General features: G+C 64.3%; 18 protein-coding genes. 13 read left to right on the forward strand and 5 right to left on the reverse strand.

Translation table 11 applies throughout. The features are described from left to right. Positions 1 to 59: 59 nt before the first annotated feature. Entirely contained in the window at positions 60 to 1,316 is a 1,257-nt protein-coding gene (locus L5014_RS10765) for a pyridoxal phosphate-dependent aminotransferase (RefSeq protein WP_274389333.1), read from the reverse strand. 506 nt (positions 1,317 to 1,822) lie between these two features. Between L5014_RS10765 and L5014_RS10770 the strand changes: the two genes are divergently transcribed. The 13 genes from L5014_RS10770 (at position 1,823) to L5014_RS10830 (ending at position 15,508) form a co-directional block, all read left to right on the forward strand. Continuing rightward, positions 1,823 to 2,197, forward strand: coding sequence for an Mth938-like domain-containing protein (locus L5014_RS10770; RefSeq protein WP_238463607.1), 375 nt, complete (start codon positions 1,823 to 1,825; stop codon positions 2,195 to 2,197). A gap of 166 nt (positions 2,198 to 2,363) precedes the next feature. After that, positions 2,364 to 4,055 (forward strand): glycosyltransferase family 39 protein, encoded by a 1,692-nt coding sequence (locus tag L5014_RS10775; protein ID WP_238463608.1) that lies wholly within the window; start codon positions 2,364 to 2,366, stop codon positions 4,053 to 4,055. Positions 4,056 to 4,476: 421 nt separating this feature from the next. Then, positions 4,477 to 4,848 (forward strand): SMR family transporter, encoded by a 372-nt coding sequence (locus L5014_RS10780; RefSeq protein ID WP_238463609.1) that lies wholly within the window; start codon positions 4,477 to 4,479, stop codon positions 4,846 to 4,848. Between the two features lie 141 nt (positions 4,849 to 4,989). Further along, positions 4,990 to 6,165 carry a DegT/DnrJ/EryC1/StrS family aminotransferase gene (locus L5014_RS10785; RefSeq protein WP_238463610.1) on the forward strand — a complete coding sequence of 392 codons (1,176 nt, stop codon included), beginning with the start codon at positions 4,990 to 4,992 and terminating at the stop codon, positions 6,163 to 6,165. 133 nt (positions 6,166 to 6,298) lie between these two features. Further along, a complete protein-coding gene (locus tag L5014_RS10790) occupies positions 6,299 to 7,405 on the forward strand; it encodes a glycosyltransferase (protein WP_238463611.1) in 1,107 nt (368 codons plus the stop codon). Beyond that, positions 7,402 to 8,358 (forward strand): formyltransferase, encoded by a 957-nt coding sequence (locus L5014_RS10795; RefSeq protein ID WP_238463612.1) that lies wholly within the window; start codon positions 7,402 to 7,404, stop codon positions 8,356 to 8,358. The genes L5014_RS10790 and L5014_RS10795 overlap by 4 nt, the downstream gene beginning before the upstream one ends. After that, positions 8,355 to 9,419: a bifunctional UDP-4-keto-pentose/UDP-xylose synthase gene (locus L5014_RS10800; RefSeq protein WP_238463613.1), complete on the forward strand. Its 1,065-nt coding sequence runs from the start codon at positions 8,355 to 8,357 to the stop codon at positions 9,417 to 9,419. Before L5014_RS10795 ends, L5014_RS10800 begins: the two co-directional genes overlap by 4 nt. 19 nt (positions 9,420 to 9,438) lie before the next feature. Further along, entirely contained in the window at positions 9,439 to 10,335 is an 897-nt protein-coding gene (locus L5014_RS10805) for a polysaccharide deacetylase family protein (RefSeq protein ID WP_238463614.1), read from the forward strand. Between the two features lie 118 nt (positions 10,336 to 10,453). Then, positions 10,454 to 10,915 (forward strand): peroxiredoxin, encoded by a 462-nt coding sequence (locus L5014_RS10810; RefSeq protein WP_238463714.1) that lies wholly within the window; start codon positions 10,454 to 10,456, stop codon positions 10,913 to 10,915. Between the two features lie 90 nt (positions 10,916 to 11,005). Further along, entirely contained in the window at positions 11,006 to 11,203 is a 198-nt protein-coding gene (locus L5014_RS10815) for a hypothetical protein (RefSeq protein WP_238463615.1), read from the forward strand. A 126-nt stretch (positions 11,204 to 11,329) separates the two neighbouring features. Continuing rightward, positions 11,330 to 13,180, forward strand: coding sequence for a PhoH family protein (locus L5014_RS10820; RefSeq protein ID WP_238463616.1), 1,851 nt, complete (start codon positions 11,330 to 11,332; stop codon positions 13,178 to 13,180). Between the two features lie 257 nt (positions 13,181 to 13,437). Further along, a complete protein-coding gene (locus L5014_RS10825) occupies positions 13,438 to 14,535 on the forward strand; it encodes a C40 family peptidase (protein WP_238463617.1) in 1,098 nt (365 codons plus the stop codon). Between the two features lie 166 nt (positions 14,536 to 14,701). Further along, on the forward strand, positions 14,702 to 15,508 hold the full coding sequence (locus L5014_RS10830) for an SDR family oxidoreductase (protein WP_238463618.1): 807 nt from the start codon (positions 14,702 to 14,704) through the stop codon (positions 15,506 to 15,508). A gap of 97 nt (positions 15,509 to 15,605) precedes the next feature. Here the strand turns inward: L5014_RS10830 and L5014_RS10835 are convergent, their stop codons facing one another. The 4 genes from L5014_RS10835 to rplI form a co-directional block, all read right to left on the reverse strand. Next, positions 15,606 to 16,616 carry an inorganic phosphate transporter gene (locus tag L5014_RS10835; protein WP_238463619.1) on the reverse strand — a complete coding sequence of 337 codons (1,011 nt, stop codon included), beginning with the start codon at positions 16,614 to 16,616 and terminating at the stop codon, positions 15,606 to 15,608. 10 nt (positions 16,617 to 16,626) lie between these two features. Next, positions 16,627 to 17,253 carry a DUF47 domain-containing protein gene (locus L5014_RS10840; protein ID WP_238463620.1) on the reverse strand — a complete coding sequence of 209 codons (627 nt, stop codon included), beginning with the start codon at positions 17,251 to 17,253 and terminating at the stop codon, positions 16,627 to 16,629. A 203-nt stretch (positions 17,254 to 17,456) separates the two neighbouring features. Continuing rightward, entirely contained in the window at positions 17,457 to 18,839 is a 1,383-nt protein-coding gene (locus tag L5014_RS10845) for a replicative DNA helicase (protein ID WP_238463621.1), read from the reverse strand. Between the two features lie 231 nt (positions 18,840 to 19,070). Continuing rightward, on the reverse strand, positions 19,071 to 19,523 hold the full coding sequence (rplI, locus tag L5014_RS10850; RefSeq protein ID WP_238463622.1) for a 50S ribosomal protein L9: 453 nt from the start codon (positions 19,521 to 19,523) through the stop codon (positions 19,071 to 19,073). Positions 19,524 to 19,550 lie beyond the last annotated feature (27 nt).

A 19,550-nucleotide genomic window follows, 5' to 3' on the forward strand; every position in this document is an offset into this window, starting at 1 on the left:
GGTTGCGCCGCGCCGGAAAATCAACGGGCGGCGCGCATCGGGTGTGCCCTGGGCGCCGCTCAGGTGCCGTGCCTCTGGCGGTAGTTGTCGAGAAAGCGCGCGATACGGTTGATCGAATCGGTCAGATCGTCGACGTTCGGCAGGAACACCACGCGGAAATGGTCCGGCTGCTTCCAGTTGAAGCCCGTGCCCTGCACGAGCAGGACGCGCTCCTCGAGCAGCAGGTCCAGGATGAATTGCTGGTCGTCCTGGATCGGATAGAGCTTCGGGTCGAGGCGCGGAAACATGTAGAGCGCCGCCTCGGGCTTCACGCAGGTCACACCGGGAATGGCCGTGAGCATGTTATAGGCGAGCTCGCGCTGGCGATACAGGCGCCCGCCAGGCTGGATCAGTTCGTTGATGCTCTGGTAGCCGCCCAGCGCCGTCTGGATCGCATACTGGCCAGGCACGTTCGCGCACAGGCGCATCGAGGCCAGAATGCCGAGCCCTTCGGTGTAGTCCTTCGTGCGGCGACGGTTTTCGCCGGTCATGCCCGAGATGAACATCCAGCCCGCGCGGTAGCCGCACGCGCGATAGCTCTTCGAAAGGCTGTTGAGCGTGACCGTGATGACATCTTCGGAGAGCGAGCCGAGCGCCGTGTGGGTCTTGTCGTCATAGATGATCTTGTCGTAGACCTCGTCCGCGAAAATGATCAGGCCGTGCTCGCGCGCGATGCCGACGATGCCCTCCAGCAGCTCGTCCGAGTACAGCGCGCCCGTGGGATTGTTCGGGTTGATGACCACGATCGCACGCGTGTTCGGCGTGATCTTCGCGCGAATGTCGTCCAGATCCGGCATCCAGGCGTTCGACTCGTCGCAGATGTAATGCACCGGCGTGCCGCCCGAGAGGCTCACCGCCGCTGTCCAGAGCGGATAGTCGGGCGCCGGGAGCAGCACTTCGTCCTCGTCGTTCAGGAGCGCCTGCATGGCCATCACGATCAGCTCGGACGCGCCGTTGCCGATGTAGATGTCGTCGAGCTCGACGCCCTTGACGCCCTTTTGCTGCGCGTAATGCATGATCGCCTTGCGCGCGGCGAACACGCCCTTCGAGTCCGAATAGCCCGAGGAGCCCGGCAGGTTCAGGATCATGTCCTGGATGACTTCGTCGGGCGCGTCGAAGCCGAACGGCGCGAGATTGCCGATGTTCAGCTTGATGATGCGGTGGCCTTCTTCTTCGAGGCGCTTGGCATGCTCGAGCACCGGCCCGCGGATGTCGTAGCAAACGTTCTGCAGCTTGTTGGATTTGAGAATCGGTTTCACGGCGGGCGGTTGGTCCAAAAACGGTTCCAGGGGCGATCTAAAAGTCTGAATCGGGCTGCGACGGGGTCAATCGGTGTTGACGATGCGTGCGACGCGCGGGGCTGCGAGCCGTGCAGAGACGGCACACAATGCACGAATTGCATGGATTGTACGGTTTGGCAGCCAGCCTGCAGCTTGTGACTGCGTTTGCCCTTCGATGGATGACCGGGCGGATGGCGTGATGCGGATGCTGCGGACACACGGGGGAGGCTCACTGCCGGGTCCGGCGCTGGTTGCGCCCGCTGCTTGCATCGCTTGCACCCACTTGCAACCTTTTGCACCCGCTTACACCCTTTTGGCGCCTTTTTAAGCGCACCATCGGCCCCTTTTGAGCGGGGTCCGTCGTCGCAGCCGCTAAAAAGCTATAATTTAGCGGATTTTGGCCGACTTCCGCAATGCGCAATAAGCCGCGCGGGCCCGTCCCGCCGCGGGCGTAGCACATTCTGGCCGCGCCTCCCGAACCGAGATCTTCCGGAACTGAAGTTTTGAAACTACACCAGGACTCCAGCGGCGCCCTGAACACCGTCACCGGTTACGGCGCCGATTACGTTGAAATCAACCTCGAACGCCACACCAGCAGCATTATCGTGATGCCCGACTCGCCGGTCATACCCTGGCCGGTCGGCGCGTTCGACGCCTTGACCCCTGAACTTTTCGCGATGTTGCTGCCGCTCGACCCCGAGGTAGTGGTGTTCGGCAGCGGCGAGCGGCTGCGCTTCCCCCATCCGCGCCTGACCTCGGCGCTCGGCGCGAAGCGCATCGGCGTGGAGGCCATGGACTTCAAGGCCGCCTGCCGCACCTACAACATCCTGATGGCCGAAGGCCGGCGCGTGGCCGCCGCGCTTCTGATCGAAAGCTGATCCCGCTTTGCATCACCCGCTTTACCTCTCCTTAAGCCCGCCTTCAGGTAAGCCCGGCGCGCCGTAGTACACTTGCGCGCCGCGCGGGCGTTGCGCGCCTGCCGCGAAAACACAGGCGCCGCGCCGCCTGACTGACCGCAACATCAACAAGAACAGGCTGGAACCCATGAACGATACGCCCTCGAGGCTGCCGCTCAATCGCAGCGCGATCCTGCTCCTGATCGTCGCTCTCGCCGTGATCTGGTTTGTGCCGCTTGGCTGGCGGCATCTGCTGCCGAGCGACGAAGGCCGCTACGCCGAAATGGCGCGCGAAATGCTCGCGAGCGGCGACTGGATCACCCCTCGCTACAACGGCTACAAATATTTCGAGAAACCGCCGCTGCAAACCTGGATGAACGCGCTCACGTTCGCCTGGTTCGGCGTCGGCGAATGGCAGGCGCGCCTCTATACGGCCCTCACGGGCTTCGCGGGCGTGCTGCTGGTCGGCTTTACCGGCGCGCGCGTCTTCAACGCCGCCACGGGCTTCTTCGCCGCGCTCGTGCTCGCCTGCGCGCCGTACTGGAACCTGATGGGCCACTTCAACACGCTCGACATGGCCCTGTCGTTCTGGATGGAGCTCACGCTCTGCGCGCTGCTGCTCGCCCAGCGCCCGAACCTGTCCACGCGCGCGGCGCGCCTGTGGATGTGGGTCTGCTGGGGGGCGATGGCGCTCGCGGTGCTCTCGAAGGGCCTGATCGGCCTGATCCTGCCGGGCGCCGTGCTGGTGCTCTACACCGTAGTCGCGCGCGACTGGGCGCTCTGGAAGCGCCTCTACCTCGTGAGCGGCCTGATCGTCTTCTTTGCGATCGTCTCGCCGTGGTTCGTGCTGGTGCAGCAACGCAATCCCGAGTTCTTCAACTTCTTCTTCATCGTCCAGCAGTTCCAGCGCTATCTCACACCCGCGCAGAACCGTCCCGGCCCGTTCTATTACTTCGTGCCCGTGATGCTGCTGGGCTTCCTGCCGTGGCTCTCGGTGAGCGTTCAAAGCGTGCGCCACGCGCTGCGCGCGCCGAAACAGCCTAACGGCTTCGCCCCGGTCACGCTGATGCTCGTCTGGAGCGTGTTCATATTCCTGTTCTTCAGCGCCTCGCACTCGAAGCTGATTTCGTACACGCTGCCGATCGCGCCGCCGCTTGCGCTCATCATCGGCCTGTATCTGCCCCTCATGACGCGCAAGCAGTGGAACCGCCATCTGGCCGGCTACGCGCTCCTCGCCGTCGCGCTGATGGCTGGCTCCTTCGTACTTACGCGCATAGGCGATTCGCGCAACCCCAATGCGCTCTATCGTGAATTCCAGGTCTGGGTGTTCGCCGCCGCCGGAGTCGCGTTCATCGCGACCATGATCGGACTGCGCCTGAACCGCGCGAAGCGCACGCCCGAGACGGGCGCGAGCGCGCCGGCCGTGGCGCTCGGCACTGCGTGGCTGCTGCTCGCGACCATTGCCGGCACGGGGCACGACGTATTCGGCACGCTCAGCTCGGGCGCGCCGCTCGCGCCCGCCGTGCGAGCCGCCATCGCCAAGCTGCCGCCCGACACGCCGTTCTATTCGGTGGGCGTGCTCGACCACACGCTGCCCTTCTACGTGCGCCACACGATGACGATGGTGCAGGTCACCGACGAGTTGGCCTTCGGCATCTCCGAGGAGCCCAAAAAATGGGTGCCGACCATCGCGGACTGGGAGCAGCGCTGGAAGGATGAACGCTACGCACTGGCGCTCTTGCCTGTGCAGCGTTACGACGAGCTGGCCGCTCAGGGCTTCCCAATGCAGGTGATCGCGCGCGATACGCGCCGCGTCGTCGTCGAGAAGCCGCAACCCTGACGATCCCGGATTGCGCCGGCCATGCCACGTGCATGAGCGATAATGCTGGGCGCCGACGGTGCGAGCCCTGCTGGAGCGGCGGACTGCCGGCCGGTCAGACAGTACCGGCTGCGAAGGCCGCCTTCGTGAGCGACCGGCATGAACGGCGAGCATGAACGGCTGGTGTGGTCGACCAACGCAGATGGCCAGCGACGGCTGGGCAGGCGACGCGCCTGCCCATGCGCGGCAGGGCTGCGCAGACCTCGCGAGCGCGCTGAAGCCCACAACCGGATCAAAAAGCGGTGCGGCGCGTGGACGAAGCCCGCGCGCCCCGCATGTCAGCCGAAGCGAGCCCGCCAGCCACCCACCCTGTGGACGCCCCGGCGCGCACAGCAATCCCACCCCAAATTCACTTTCGCGACCCCATTAGCCGTCCAATACGATGAATCCGATTTCCCTCTTCTGCATCCTCGCCGGCGTTGGCCTGAATGCCTGTGCGCAACTGTTGCTGAAAGCCGGTGTCAATGCCGTTGGACACTTCGAATTCACCCGTGCGAACATCCTGCCCATCGGCTGGAAACTCGCGACGCAACTGCCGATCATCGGCGGGCTCACCTGCTACGTGTTCAGCGTGGTCGTATGGATCGTGGGCCTCTCGCGCGTGGATGTCTCGATTGCCTACCCGATGCTCTCGCTCGGCTACGTGGTCAATGCGTTCGCGGCGTGGTACCTGTTCGGCGAGGTGCTGAGCGTGCAGCGCCTCGTCGGCATCGGCATCATTCTGATCGGCGTGTTCGTGCTCGCGCGCAGTTGAGGGCAACCACGTACATTCAGGTACACCGGGGCGCGCACCAGCACGCCCGGGCACGCATCGAGGCGCGCCAGCGCGTCTCTGGCATCCTTGCACCGCATCCGAATTCTGTTCTTTTCTGACGTTCTCACGAGCAAAGCACTCATGACCCAGTCATCCGCGCAGTCCTCCGTTCCGTTCCTGCCGTTCGTCAAGCCCGAAATCGACGAAGAAACCATCGCGGGCGTCGCCGACGTGCTGCGCTCGGGCTGGATCACGACCGGTCCGCAGAATCAGGCGTTCGAGGCCGCGCTCTCCGAGTTCTGCGGCGGCCGCCCGGTGCGCACCTTCAACTCGGGCACCGCGACGCTCGAGATCGGCCTGCGCATCGCGGGCGTGGGCCCCGGCGACGAGGTCATCACCACGCCCGCCTCGTGGGTCGCCACGAGCAACGTGGTCTACGAAGTGGGCGCGACACCGGTGTTCGCCGACATCGACCCGGTCACGCGCAACATCGATCTCGACAAGCTCGAAGCCGCCATCACGCCGCGCACGAAGGCGATCATCCCCGTCTACCTCGCGGGCCTGCCCGTCGACATGGACCGCCTCTACGCCATCGCCCGCCAGCACAAGCTGCGCGTGATCGAAGACGCCGCGCAGGCGTTCGGCTCGACCTGGAACGGCAAGCGCATCGGCGCGATCGGCGACATCGTCTCGTTCAGCTTCCACGCCAACAAGAACCTCACGTCGATCGAAGGCGGCGCGCTCGTGCTCAACAACGAGGACGAAGCGGAGCTCGCCCGCAAGCACCGCCTGCAGGGCATCACGCGCACGGGCTTCGACGGCATGGACTGCGACGTGCTCGGCGGCAAGTACAATCTCACGGACGTGGCGGCGCGCGTGGGCCTCGGCCAGCTCAAGCACATCGAGCGCTTCACCGAGCAGCGCCGCAAGCTCGCGCATGCCTATTTCACGGGCTTCGAGGGCAGCGCCGCGGCGAAGCTCGGCGTGGGCCTGCCAGTCGCGGACTTCACCAACAGCAACTGGCACATGTTCCAGATCACGCTGCCGCTCGAAAAGCTCACGCTCGACCGCGCAGGCTTCATGGAACAGCTCAAGGAGCGCGGCATCGGCTCGGGCGTGCACTACCCGGCCATCCACCTCTTCACGCTTTATCGCGAGAAAGGTTTCCGTGCGGGCATGTTTCCGCACGCCGAGCGGTTCGGCGCGACCACGGTCACGCTGCCGCTCTTCACGCAGATGAGCGTCGCCGATGTGGCCCGTGTATGCCGCGCCGTAAACGACATCTGCACGCAGTACGCAGTCGAGGCCGCAGCCTGATCCACTGCTTCACACAGTGGTTCAGGCGCATGCGGGTGCGGCAGCCCAGGGGGGACGCACTCGCTTGAATCTGCTTGAGAGCGGCAAATTCGACGCCAATTAGATGCATCAACAGAACGGAAAAGACGCACTCATGACCCAAACGGAACAACGCACCTTGACCCCGGAAGCGCCGGAAGTCTCGGTCATCATTCCGGTCTACAACGAGGAAGCGGGACTGGCCGCGCTGTTCGCGCGCCTGTACCCGGCGCTCGACAAGCTCGGCACCTCGTATGAAATCATCTTCATCAACGACGGCAGCCGCGACCGCTCGGCCGCGATGCTCGCCGAGCAGTTCCGCGCGCGGCCCGACACCACGCGCGCGATCCTGCTCAACGGCAACTACGGCCAGCACATGGCGATTCTCGCGGGCTTCGAGCAGGCGCGCGGTGAAATCGTCATCACGCTCGACGCCGACCTGCAGAATCCGCCCGAGGAAATCGGCAAGCTGGTCGAGAAAATGCGCGAAGGCTACGACTACGTGGGCACGATCCGCATGCAGCGCCAGGACAGCCTGTGGCGCCGCAAGGCCTCGCAGATGATGAACCGCCTGCGCGAGCGCATCACGCGCATCAAGATGACCGACCAGGGCTGCATGCTGCGCGCCTACAACCGTCACATCATCGATACGATCAACCGCTGCGGCGAGATCAACACCTTCATCCCGGCGCTCGCCTATACGTTCGCGCAGAACCCGGTGGAAGTCGATGTCGCGCACGAGGAGCGCTTCGCGGGCGAATCGAAGTATTCGCTCTATAGCCTCATTCGCCTGAACTTCGACCTCGTGACCGGCTTCTCGGTCGTGCCGCTGCAATGGCTCTCGTTCATCGGTGTGATTCTCTCGCTCGGCTCCGCAGGCCTCTTCATCTTGCTGCTGATTCGCCGCTTCATCATCGGCGCGGAAGTGCAAGGTGTGTTCACGCTCTTCGCCATCACGTTCTTCCTGCTCGGCGTGATCATCTTCGCGCTTGGCCTGCTCGGCGAATACATCGGCCGCATCTATCAGCAGGTGCGCGCGCGTCCGCGCTATCTCGTGCAGACGATCCTCGAAGAGCGCAATGGCCGCGAAGTGGTTGGCGTGCCGCGCCAGGACGTCGTGCAGGGCGTGCAGGCGTCGCTCAGCATCGGTGCCGGGCCCGCTGCGAACCAAGGTGCAAATCCAGGCACAAACCAGGATACCCAGCGAGGAGCCCAGTCATGAAGCCGCGTGCCGTCGTCTTCGCGTATCACAATGTGGGCGTGCGCTGCCTCCAGGTGCTGCTTGCGCGCGGCGTGGACGTGGCGCTCGTCGTCACGCACGAAGACAGCCCGACCGAGAACATCTGGTTCGGCAGCGTGAAGTCGGTGGCCCAAGAACACGGCATCGAGGTCATCACGCCCGCCGATCCGAAGAGCGCCGAGCTGCGCGCAGCCGTTTGCGCCGCGCGGCCCGATTTCATCTTCTCGTTCTACTACCGGCACATGCTGCCGGCGGACCTGCTCGCGGTCGCGGCGCGCGGCGCATACAACGTGCATGGCTCGCTGCTGCCCAAATATCGCGGCCGCGTGCCCACGAACTGGGCCGTGATCAAGGGCGAGACCGAGACCGGCGCGACGCTGCATGAGATGTCCGTCAAGCCCGATGCGGGCGCGATCATCGCGCAGACGCCCGTGCCGATCCTGCCCGACGACACGGCCGCAATGGTATTCGACAAAGTCACCGTGGCCGCCGAGCAGACGCTCTGGCGCGTGCTGCCCGCGCTGATCGCGGGCGAGGCGCCGCATCTGCCGAACGACCTTGCGCACGGGAGCTACTACGGCGGGCGCAAGCCCGAAGATGGCCGCATCGATTTCACGCAGAGCGCGCAGGACGTCTACAACCTGATTCGCGCGGTCGCGCCACCCTATCCCGGCGCATTCACCGACATCGGCGGCGAGCGTTTCGTGATCGCCCGCGCTCGCCTTGCGCGCCCCGGCACGGATCTGTCGAAACTCGCTGGATTGCCCCCCGGTATCCACGTAAGCGATAATGCGCTTTTCGCCGTCTGCGGCGACAGCCGCGCAATCGCGATCCACGAGCTGCGGCATCAGCCAAGCCTGGGACATGACGGTCGAGAGACCGTCATCACACCCGCCGCGTTCTCCGAACTCACTTCATCTGTCCCCCGTCCATGAAAACCGAAGGCTACGCCAAAAAAGTTCTGATCCTGGGTGTCAATGGCTTTATCGGCCATCACCTCTCCAAGCGCATCCTCGAAACCACGAACTGGGAAGTGTTCGGGATGGACATGCAAACGGACCGCCTCGGCGATCTCGTCAAGCATGAGCGGATGCACTTCTTCGAAGGCGACATCACGATCAACAAGGAATGGGTCGAGTACCACGTCAAGAAGTGCGACGTGATCCTGCCGCTGGTGGCAATCGCCACGCCCGCGACCTACGTACAGCAGCCGCTGCGCGTGTTCGAACTCGACTTCGAGGCGAACCTGCCCATCGTGCGTTCGGCCGTGAAGTACCGCAAGCATCTCGTCTTCCCGTCGACCTCCGAGGTCTACGGCATGTGCCCGGACGAGCAGTTCGATCCGGACAACTCGGCCCTCACCTACGGCCCGATCAACAAGCCGCGCTGGATCTACGCGTGCTCCAAGCAGCTCATGGACCGCGTGATCTGGGGCTATGGCATGGAAGGCCTGAACTTCACGCTGTTCCGTCCGTTCAACTGGATCGGCCCGGGCCTCGACTCGATCTACACGCCGAAGGAAGGTTCGTCGCGCGTCGTGACGCAGTTCCTCGGCCACATCGTGCGCGGCGAGAACATCAGCCTCGTCGACGGCGGTGCGCAAAAGCGCGCGTTCACCGACATCGACGACGGCATCGAAGCGCTCATGAGGATCATCGAGAACAAGGGCGGCGTCGCGTCGGGCAAGATCTACAACATCGGCAACCCGACCAACAACTTCTCGGTGCGAGAGCTCGCGCACAAGATGCTTGCGCTCGCCGCCGAGTTCCCCGAGTACGCCGAAACGGCCAGGAAGGTGCAGCTCGTCGAGACTTCGTCGGGCGCGTACTACGGCGCAGGCTACCAGGACGTCCAGAACCGCGTGCCGAAGATCGACAACACGAAGCAGGAGCTCGGCTGGGCACCCAAGTCGACCTTCGACGAAGCGCTGCGCAAGATTTTCGAAGCGTACCGCGGCCACGTGGCCGAAGCGCGCGCGCTCGTCGAGCAGCAATAAGCGCGAAGGATCTGCTCACTTGGCCCGCATCGTCCTGAAAATCGACGTCGACACGCTGCGCGGCACGCGCGAAGGCGTGCCGAACCTCGCACGCATCTTCGATCGCTACAAGGCGCGCGCGACGTTCCTGTTCAGCCTCGGCCCGGACCACACGGGCTGGGCGCTGCGTCGCGTATTCCGTCCGGGCTTTCTCAAGAAAGTCTCACGCACCTCCGTCGTGGAGCACTACGGCGTGAAGCAGTTGATGTACGGCGTGCTGCTGCCCGGCCCCGACATCGGCGTGGAAGCGGCCGCGCAAATGCGCGCGATCCACGAAGCCGGCTTCGAATGCGGCATCCACACGTGGGATCACGTCTACTGGCAGGACAACGTGCGCACGCGCGACGCGCAATGGACCGCGCGCCAGATGCAGAAGAGCCACGCGCGCTTCGTGCAGATTTTCGGCGTACCGCCCGTCACGCACGGCGCCGCGGGCTGGCAGATGAACGAGTCCGCCTTCGCGCAGATCGACGCGTGGGGCATGAAGTACGCCTCCGACGGACGCGGGCATTCGCCCTATCGTCCCGTGGTGGCTGGGCGCATGTTGAACCACGTGCAGATGCCCACCACGCTGCCCACGCTCGACGAAGTGCTGGGCGTGGACGGCGTGGACATCGATAACGTCGCCGCGTGGCTGCTCAAGCGCACCGAGCACAATCCGCACGATCAGGTGTTCACGCTGCACGCCGAGCTCGAAGGCCAGAAGCTCGCGCCGGTGTTCGAGCAACTGCTCGCCGGCTGGCGCGCGCAGGGCCATACGTTTGCCACGATGGGCGACTACCATGCGACGCTGGACCCGGATTCGCTGCCATCGTACCCTGTCACCTGGGGCGAGATCGCCGGCCGCTCGGGCCAGTTGATCGTCCAGCCCGACTGAAATCCGCTGCAAGGCGTTGCCGCGGCGCAGCGTGCGCGAGACCGCGCCGCGCCGCCGCTTCCTCGCGATCGCGCCCGCCCATGCAAGCTCATAACAACAGGAGAGCCACGTGCCTGACGTGACCATCGCAGTCGACCAACCCGTTCCCGATTTCACCGCGCCCGCCACCGGCGGCGACTTCACGCTTTCGAGCCTCAAGGGCAAGAAGGTCGTGCTGTACTTCTACCCGAAGGACAATACGCCCGGCTGCACGCGCGAAGGCATGGAGTTCCGCGACCTCTATCCGAAATTCAAGAAGGCAGGCGCCACGATCGTGGGCGTCTCGCGCGACAGCGTGCGCTCGCACGAGAACTTCAAGACCAAGCTCGAATTGCCGTTTACGCTGGTATCGGATGGCGACGAAGCACTCTGCTCGCTATTCAACGTCATCAAAATGAAGAAAATGTATGGCAAAGAAGTACGGGGAATCGAGCGCTCCACGTTCCTCATCGACGCCGACGGCGTACTGCGCCAGGAATGGCGCGGGCTCAAGGTGCCGGGCCATGTCGAGGAGGTCCTGGAGGCTGTACAAGCGCTGTGAGGCGCGTTATATTGGGCTGCAATGAGTGCCTGTCCACCCCATTTTTTGTCGCATTTGCCACGCCCGCGCGGTCTCGAGAACGGTCACAGGATGACCGCTCCAGCGCATCCGGGGCAACGCGCCATTAAAGCAGTCAAGCCGCTTGCCTCGTCACACGGGGCGGCGGCTTTTTTGTTTGCTTCTTTGTTTGCAGTCACTCCCTCCACGTCGCGCCGGATTAGCGACCCGGTGCGCGTCAACGTCAAGGAGCAGATCGAAAAACAGGCGAACCGGCATTTTCAGACCTGAGCGCGCACCCGGCGCGGTCACGGCGGGCGCCTACCCGGCATCCGCACGCCCCGCCCGAAAGCGCACCGTACGCGCATCGTACGGTCAACACCGCGACCACTCGACCCGAATTTTTCGAGGGACACCATGCCTTTGCCTACTCCCCCCAGCAAGCTCGGCAACCTGCTGCCGCCCGATGAATACAAGGCGCGTGCACGCACGACGCGCAGCACGCGCAAAGCGGCGACCGAGAACGACGCCGCCGATGTCGCCGACTACGGCGCGGAGAGCGTTGCCGAGCCGATGACTCCCGCAGCCAACGCATCGTCCACGCTGCGCACCGTGCCCATGCACACCGCCAGCGCCGAACTCGCCGCGCTCGAACCCGTCGCGCCCGCGCCGGCGCGAAAGCGCAAGCAGCAAACCGCGGCGCTGCTGCAGCCGGTACAGGCTCATGCCGAGCCGCAGACCGAAGCACCCGGCGCACCCGCTACACCGGTCGCGCGCGGCGGCAAGTCGCCTTCGTCCAAAACGGCGGGCGGCGAAGCCGCGCCCACCGCGCGCACCGGCACGAAGAAACGCGTGCACCCCGAGGAAACCATCGAAGTCCAGAAGCTGTTCGTGCTCGATACGAACGTGCTGATGCACGATCCGACCTGCCTGTTCCGCTTCGAGGAGCACGACGTCTTCCTGCCGATGATGACGCTGGAAGAGCTCGACAATCACAAGAAGGGCATGTCGGAAGTGGCGCGCAACGCGCGCCAGGTAAGCCGCACGCTCGATCAGCTCGTCGCGAACGCGGGCCCGATCTCGGAAGGCATCTCGCTCGACCGCCTCGGCAGCCGCGAAGCGCTCGGGCGCCTCTACTTCCAGACCACGCTCACGCACATCGATCCGGTCGACGGCCTGCCCGAAGGCAAGGCCGACAACCAGATTCTCGGCGTCGTGCGCGCGCTGCAACGCGACCGGCCGGACCGCCTCGTCGTGCTGGTGTCGAAAGACATCAACATGCGCATCAAGGCGCACGCGCTCGGCCTGCCCGCCGAAGATTACTTCAACGACCAGGTTCTCGAAGACAAGGACCTGCTGTACTCGGGCATCCGCGCGCTCACGCAGGACTTCTGGACCAGGCACGCCAAGGGCATGGAGTCCTGGCAGGACACCAAGACCGGCACGACGTACTACCGCGTGACGGGTCCCGAGTGTCTCTCGATGCTCGTGAACGAGTTCGTCTATCTGGAGCCGCAAAACGGCGAGCCCGCGTTCCACGCGATCGTGCGCGAGCTCAACGGCAAGACGGCGCTGTTGCAGACGCTGCGCGACTACGGCCACCACAAGAACAACGTGTGGGGCATCACGGCGCGCAACCGCGAGCAGAACTTCGCGCTGAACCTGCTGATGAACCCCGAGATCGACTTCGTCACGCTGCTCGGCCAGGCCGGCACGGGCAAGACACTGGTGGCGCTCGCCGCGGGCCTCGCTCAGGTGCTCGACGACAAGCGCTACAACGAGATCATCGTGACGCGCGCGACCGTTCCGGTGGGCGAAGACATCGGCTTCCTGCCCGGCACCGAAGAGGAAAAGATGCAGCCGTGGATGGGTGCCTTCGACGATAACCTCGAAGTGCTCCAGAAGACCGACGACGCGGCCGGCGAATGGGGCCGTGCCGCGACCCAGGAGCTGATCCGCTCGCGCCTGAAGGTCAAGAGCATGAACTTCATGCGTGGCCGCACGTTCGTGGACAAGTATCTGATCATCGACGAGGCGCAGAACCTGACGCCCAAGCAGATGAAGACGCTCGTCACGCGCGCCGGTCCGGGCACGAAGATCGTGTGTCTGGGCAACATCGCGCAGATCGATACGCCGTATCTGACCGAAGGCAGTTCCGGCCTCACCTACGTGGTCGACCGCTTCAAGGGTTGGGCGCATAGCGGCCACGTGACGCTTGCGCGCGGCGAGCGCTCGCGTCTCGCGGATTACGCGTCGGATATTCTCTAAAGCCACGCGGCACCGGCATTTCCAGCGCTTTTCGAAGCGCCGGACGCATCCAGAAGGACCGTTTCCGGGCAACCGGATACGGTCCTTTTTTATCCGTCGACGTGCATTTCAGCGTGCCGAACCAGCAACGGATCACGCGTGAACTTCAAGTAACTTGTGAAGTTTTCTTGCCGAAGCCATGTGCGGCGGGCTACCATCCGCTCATTACCGGTTTTCCCCAATGGCGAACGCTTGTCGTTTTGCCTTCTGCATTTGTCATGCGGCGACTCTGGCTTCCCTTACTGATCGTGATCTTTCTTGCGGCGTGTTCCAGCACGCCGCAGAAGGCTTCGCGCAGCGGCAGTTCGAGCGCCAGCGCATGGCGCACCAGGCCACCGGGCTTTCCCAATTTCGTCGACCACAGCGTCGGACGCGAGGAAGTCTCCATTCAGGCGATGAGCCTCGTGGGCATTCCATACCGCTGGGGCGGTAATACGCCCGATAGCGGCTTCGATTGCAGTGGTCTCGTGAAGTATGTGTTCGCACGCTCGGCGCAGACGAACCTGCCGCGCACCACGGCCGACATGAGCCAGCGCGGCGAGGTCATCGAGCCCGACGAGATCGCGGCAGGCGATCTCGTGTTCTTCAACACGACTGGCCGGCCGCACTCCCACGTGGGCATCTATGTCGGCAAACTGCGCTTCGTCAATGCACCGTCGACGGGCGGCACCGTGCGGCTCGACTATCTGACCAATCCGTACTGGGCCAGGCATTTCGACGGCATTCGCCGCGTGGCGCCAGCAAAGCGCGCGCCGACCACGCCGTTCGATACGCCTACATGGGAAGCCTCCGCGCCTGCGTCTGGCGCGCCAGCGGTTGCGGCTGCTGCTCCCGCAACTGCTCCGGCTTCGATGGCGCCTTCGGCCACATCGGCCAACGCAGCCGTGGCAACCGCTTCCGCTCCGCCAGCCCCGCGCATGGTCACGGCGGATCAAAGCCCTCTGACGTCGACGTCTCAACCCGCCTATGCAGGCGCAGCGCCTGTTTCGGGCGCCGGCGCTACAGCATCGGCCGACGCGTTCGAACCGCCGCCCGCCGCCGCCACGTCAATCACACCGATCACGTCAACCGCTTCCGTCGCGCCCCCCCCCGCTCCGCGCGACGCCATCAACGCCGCCGCCGATGCCTTCGAGCCGCCGCCGCCCGGCATGAGCGCCGCGGCACGGCAAGCCGCGCAGGCGGGTTCGACGCCCATCGAACCCGCAACGCCCGCGCCCGTGCAGATCACGCGCGCCTCCGCCGCAGGCGGGAGCGCCCCCGCGCCCACGCAATCCAGCGACGACCCGATCGCCCGCTTCGCCAACGGTTCGTACTGAGCCGAGAGTCCAGAGCCGAGCCCTCCGCCGGCACAGCGCCCGCCCTCCGGCAACCTTCGGCACCCCTGGCCGTAAGGCCAATCGAAAGGCGTCCCCAGTTTCGCGGACCCTCCGCGTCTGCTATCGTTTTGGGACCGTTTTTCTACTTTCGCGCAGCGAGGCAGCGATGGATCTCGGACTCGGCAACAAGGTGGTTCTGGTTACGGGCGGCAGCAAGGGCATCGGCCTGGCATGCGCCCGCGCGTTCGCGAAGGAAGGCGCGAAAGTCGCGATCGTCTCGCGCGACCCCGCCAATCTGGCGCGCGCGCGCGAGCAACTGGCAAGCGAAGGGCTCCACATCCATCTCACGCGCGCCGACCTGCACGAGCCCCATAGCGCCGCCGACGTAGTCGAGGAAGTCACCACGGCAGTAGGCGCCATCGACATCCTCATCAACAGCGCGGGCGCCGCGCGCCGCTACGACCCGGAATCGCTCGACGCCGCGGCGTTCAAGGCGACCATGGAGGCCAAGTACTTCCCGTACATCTATCCGCAGCAGGAAGTGCTGCGCCGCATGGTGGAGCGCATCAAGGCCGGCACGGCCACGGAGCCGGGCGCGATCGTCAACATCATCGGCATGGGTGGCAAGTACGCCAGCGACATCCATATCGCGGGGGGTGCGGCGAATGCGGCGCTCATGCTCGCCACGGTGGGGCTTGCGCACTATCACGCGCGCTACGGCATTCGCATCAACGCGATCAATCCCGGCGCAACGCTCACCGAGCGCCTGCAGGAGGCCATGGAACTGGAAGCGGGACGCGAAGGCGTCAGTGCCGAGGAAGCGCTCGCGCGCGGCGAGGCCAGGGTGCCGCTCGGGCGCTACGCGAAGCCCGAGGAAATCGCCGACGTCGCCCTCTTTCTGGCGAGCCGCCGCGCAAGCTACGTGACGGGTGCGCTCGTGCCCATGGACGGCTGTACGACGCCGATGATCTAAAGCACCGGTTGCGCTAACTGCCGCTAGCACCACGTCCGGCCGCACAAAGAAAACGGCGCCCGAAGGCGCCGTGCTGTCTTGCCTGCCCTGTCTTGCCTTACAGGAACCGGTGACCGAGCCACCAGCCCGCCGCGGCGAGCGTGGCCGAAGCCGGAATCGTCAGGATCCAGGCCCAGACGATGTTGCCCGCCACGCCCCAGCGCACCGCGCTGAGCTTCTGGGTCGCACCCACACCCACGATCGCACCGGTGATGGTGTGCGTCGTGGACACGGGGATACCCAGCGCCGAAGCCGTGAAGAGCGTGAGCGCCCCGCCCGACTCCGCACAGAAACCGCCCACGGGCTTGAGCTTGGTGATTTTCTGCCCCATGGTACGCACGATCCGCCAGCCGCCGAACAGCGTGCCAACGCCCATCGACAGATAGCAACCGCCGATCACCCAGATCGGCGGCGCATTGGCCGTCGCCGAGGCGTAACCCGTCGCGATCAGCAGCATCCAGATGATGCCGATGGTCTTTTGCGCGTCGTTGCCGCCGTGGCCGAGGCTATAGAGGCCTGCGGAAACGAGCTGCAAGCGCCGGAAACGCCGGTCCACCTTGCTGGGCGGCGTGCGGAAATAGAGCCACGACACCGTGAGCATGAAGAACGAGCCCAGCACGAAGCCGAGCAGCGGCGAGATGAAGATGAACGCAACAGTCTTCATCAGGCCGTCGAAGTTCAGCGAGTGCCAGCCCGACTTGGCGAGCGCCGCCCCCACGAGACCGCCGATCAGCGCGTGGGACGAGCTCGACGGAATGCCGTAGTGCCACGTGAGCACGTTCCAGCCGATCGCCCCCACGAGCGCGCCGAACACCACGTAGTGGTCGACGATGTCGGGGTCGATAGTGCCCTTGCCCACCGTCTGCGCCACCTTGAGGTGGAAGACGAAATAGGCGATCACGTTGAACATGGCGGCGAACGCCACGGCCTGCTGCGGCTTGAGCACGCCCGTGGACACGACGGTGGCGATGGAATTCGCCGCGTCGTGAAACCCGTTCATGAAGTCGAAGATGAGGGAGATGGCCACCAGCCCGACGACCACCCAGAGGGCGAGTTGTATCGAATGCATCGTGGTCCGCTCAGGCGTTCTCTAGCACAATGCCTTCGATGATGTTCGCGACATCCTCGCACTTGTCCGTGATCGCTTCGAGGATCTCGTAGATCGCCTTCAGCTTGATCAGCGTCTTGACGTTGTCCTCTTCGCGGAAGAGCTTGGACATGGCCGCGCGCAGCAGGCGGTCCGCGTCCGATTCGAGACGGTCGATGTCCTCACACGCCTTCAGGATCTCGCGCGCCTGCTTCATGTCGGAGAGCAGCGCCACCGCCGCCTGCATGCGTTCGGCCGTGGCCGTGACCACGTGCGCGAGCTGGCTGGCCTCGGAGGTCACGGACTGCACGTCGTAGAGCGAGATGGCCGTGGCAACGTCCTCCATGAGGTCGAGGCAGTCGTCCATCGTGGTGATCAGCTTGTGGATCTCGTCGCGGTCCAGCGGCGTGATGAATGTCTTGTGCAGCAGGTCGATGGCTTCGTGCGTGAGCTTGTCGGCGGCCTTTTCGGCGACCTGCACGTTCTGTTTATGGATTTCCGCGTCAGCCAGATTGTCGATCAGGAGCTCGAGCTCACGGCTTGCGGATACGATGCACTTCGCGTGCGCGTTGAAGATTTCGAAGAACTTGCCCTCAGTGGGCATGAATCGACCGAACATTGGAATCCCGGTAATTGGTCTCGGATCGCCGTCACAAAACGGCAAGATAGCCGTCATAAAACGGCGACATTGTATCGTCACGGGCAGGTCGCCGCACGGAACTGAGAATATCGGCACGCGATTGCGCCACTTTGGCGCAAGCATGCATCCCGCTTCTCAACGACTTCTCAACGACTTCTCAACGACTTCCCCGCTACTTCGCCTTACTCGCTGTAGAAGTTCTGCGCGCCGGCAAAATTATCGAATTTCGTATATTGGCCGTGGAACGTGAGTCGAACTGGCCCGATCGGGCCGTTACGTTGCTTGCCGATGATAATCTCGGCCGTGCCCTTGTCCGGGCTGTCCGGGTTGTAAACTTCATCGCGGTAGATAAACAGGATGACGTCCGCATCCTGTTCGATAGCGCCCGATTCGCGCAGGTCAGACATGACCGGACGCTTGTTGGGGCGCTGCTCGAGACCGCGGTTGAGCTGTGAAAGCGCGATCACGGGCACGTCGAGCTCCTTGGCGAGGCTCTTGAGCGAACGCGAAATCTCCGAAATCTCGGTTGCACGGTTCTCGCCCGACGAGGAACCGCTCATCAGCTGCAAGTAATCGATGATGATGAGCCCGAGCTTGCCGCACTGGCGCGACAGACGTCGCGCGCGCGAGCGCAACTCCATCGGGTTCAGGCCGCCGGTTTCGTCGATGAAGATCTGCGCCTCGCTCATTTTCTGTACGGCGTGCGTGAGCTTGGGCCAATCCTCGTCGGTCAGACGCCCCGTGCGCATGCGGTGCTGATCCAGCCGTCCCACCGAGCCGAGCATACGCATGATGAGCTGCGTGCCCGGCATTTCCATCGAGAACACTGCGACCGGCAGGCCGTACTCCACGGCCACGTATTCGCCGATGTTCATCGAAAATGCGGTTTTACCCATCGACGGACGCCCCGCCACGATGATCAGCTCGCCGCCGTGCATGCCCGAGGTCATGCGGTCGAGGTCCATGAAGCCCGTGGGTGTGCCCGTCACGTCGCTCGGATTGGCCGTGTGATAGAGCGTGTCGATGCGCTCGACCACCTGCGTGAGCAGCGGTCCGATCTCGAGGAAGCCTTGGGTGCCGCGCGCCCCGTCCTCGGCAATCGAGAACACCTTCGACTCGGCCTCGTCGAGCAACTGCCGCACTTCCTTGCCCTGGGGGTTGAAAGCGTCGGCGGAAATTTCATCGGCGACCGAAACGAGGCGGCGCAGCACCGCGCGGTCACGCACAATTTCGGCATAACGGCGGATATTCGCGGCGCTTGGCGTGTTCTGCGCGAGCGCGTTCAGGTAAGCGAGTCCGCCCACATCCTCGGCCTTGCCCGAAGTGCCGAGCGCCTCGTACACCGTCACCACGTCCGCTGGGCGCGTAGCCGCGATCAGGCGGCCGATATGCTCGAAGATGATGCGGTGATCGTAGCGGTAGAAGTCGCTTTGCGAGAGGAAGTCGGCAATCCGGTCCCAGGCGCCGTTATCCAGCAGCAGGCCGCCGAGCACCGATTGCTCGGCTTCGATCGAATGCGGCGGGACTTTCAGCGAGTCGAGTTGAGGATCTTTCGGAGCGTTCATGGAGGGCAATTATCGGACAAGCCGGCTACCTGAAACAAGCAAAACGGCAGCAAAAAGCGGTAAAGCAGCGTCAATTCGGCGCCACATCTGCAACAATCCGGCAGCAATTCAAGCAGCAACGCGGTGCGCACGCAACAAAAAAGGCAGAAGCCACGCGGGACTTCTGCCTTCTTTGAAATGACAGCGCTCAAGCAGCCTGAGCGGGTCACCCCGCAAGGGCCGCCTGGATGCTTAGACGTGCTCGCCCAGCACCGACACCGTGACGTCGACGAGGACGTCGGTGTGCAGCGAAACCTGCACCGGGTGGTCGCCCACCATCTTCAGCGGGCCTTCCGGCAGACGCACTTGCGCCTTTTCCACTGCGAAGCCAACCTTGCCGAGCGCAACAGCGATGTCCGCGTTCGTGACCGAACCGAACAGACGGCCGTCCACGCCAGCCTTCTGGCCGATCTGAACGGTCAGGCCGTTGAGCTTCTCGCCTTCGGCTTGAGCAGCTGCCAGCTTTGCAGCGGCGGCCTTTTCGAGCTCTGCACGGCGAACTTCGAATTCGGCGATCGCGTCCTTCGTGGCGCGGCGTGCCTGCTTGTTCGGGATCAGGAAGTTACGTGCGTAACCGTCCTTCACCTTGACGATGTCGCCGAGGTTGCCCAGGTTGACGACTTTTTCCAGAAGAATGATCTGCATTCTATTGCTCCTTATCGCGTCGTCTTG

This window comes from Paraburkholderia tagetis, from assembly GCF_022213065.1.
Taxonomy (GTDB): domain Bacteria; phylum Pseudomonadota; class Gammaproteobacteria; order Burkholderiales; family Burkholderiaceae; genus Paraburkholderia; species Paraburkholderia tagetis.

Coding starts and splice junctions, on each gene's coding strand:
- L5014_RS10780 (WP_238463609.1), top strand. CDS start 4,477: ATGAATCCGATTTCCCTCTTCTGCATCCTCGCCGGCGTTGGCCTGAAT.
- L5014_RS10835 (WP_238463619.1), bottom strand. CDS start 16,616: ATGCATTCGATACAACTCGCCCTCTGGGTGGTCGTCGGGCTGGTGGCC.
- L5014_RS10795 (WP_238463612.1), top strand. CDS start 7,402: ATGAAGCCGCGTGCCGTCGTCTTCGCGTATCACAATGTGGGCGTGCGC.
- L5014_RS10845 (WP_238463621.1), bottom strand. CDS start 18,839: ATGAACGCTCCGAAAGATCCTCAACTCGACTCGCTGAAAGTCCCGCCG.
- L5014_RS10785 (WP_238463610.1), top strand. CDS start 4,990: ATGACCCAGTCATCCGCGCAGTCCTCCGTTCCGTTCCTGCCGTTCGTC.
- L5014_RS10830 (WP_238463618.1), top strand. CDS start 14,702: ATGGATCTCGGACTCGGCAACAAGGTGGTTCTGGTTACGGGCGGCAGC.
- L5014_RS10815 (WP_238463615.1), top strand. CDS start 11,006: ATGACCGCTCCAGCGCATCCGGGGCAACGCGCCATTAAAGCAGTCAAG.
- L5014_RS10820 (WP_238463616.1), top strand. CDS start 11,330: ATGCCTTTGCCTACTCCCCCCAGCAAGCTCGGCAACCTGCTGCCGCCC.
- L5014_RS10775 (WP_238463608.1), top strand. CDS start 2,364: ATGAACGATACGCCCTCGAGGCTGCCGCTCAATCGCAGCGCGATCCTG.
- rplI (WP_238463622.1), bottom strand. CDS start 19,523: ATGCAGATCATTCTTCTGGAAAAAGTCGTCAACCTGGGCAACCTCGGC.
- L5014_RS10800 (WP_238463613.1), top strand. CDS start 8,355: ATGAAAACCGAAGGCTACGCCAAAAAAGTTCTGATCCTGGGTGTCAAT.
- L5014_RS10825 (WP_238463617.1), top strand. CDS start 13,438: ATGCGGCGACTCTGGCTTCCCTTACTGATCGTGATCTTTCTTGCGGCG.
- L5014_RS10790 (WP_238463611.1), top strand. CDS start 6,299: ATGACCCAAACGGAACAACGCACCTTGACCCCGGAAGCGCCGGAAGTC.
- L5014_RS10840 (WP_238463620.1), bottom strand. CDS start 17,253: ATGTTCGGTCGATTCATGCCCACTGAGGGCAAGTTCTTCGAAATCTTC.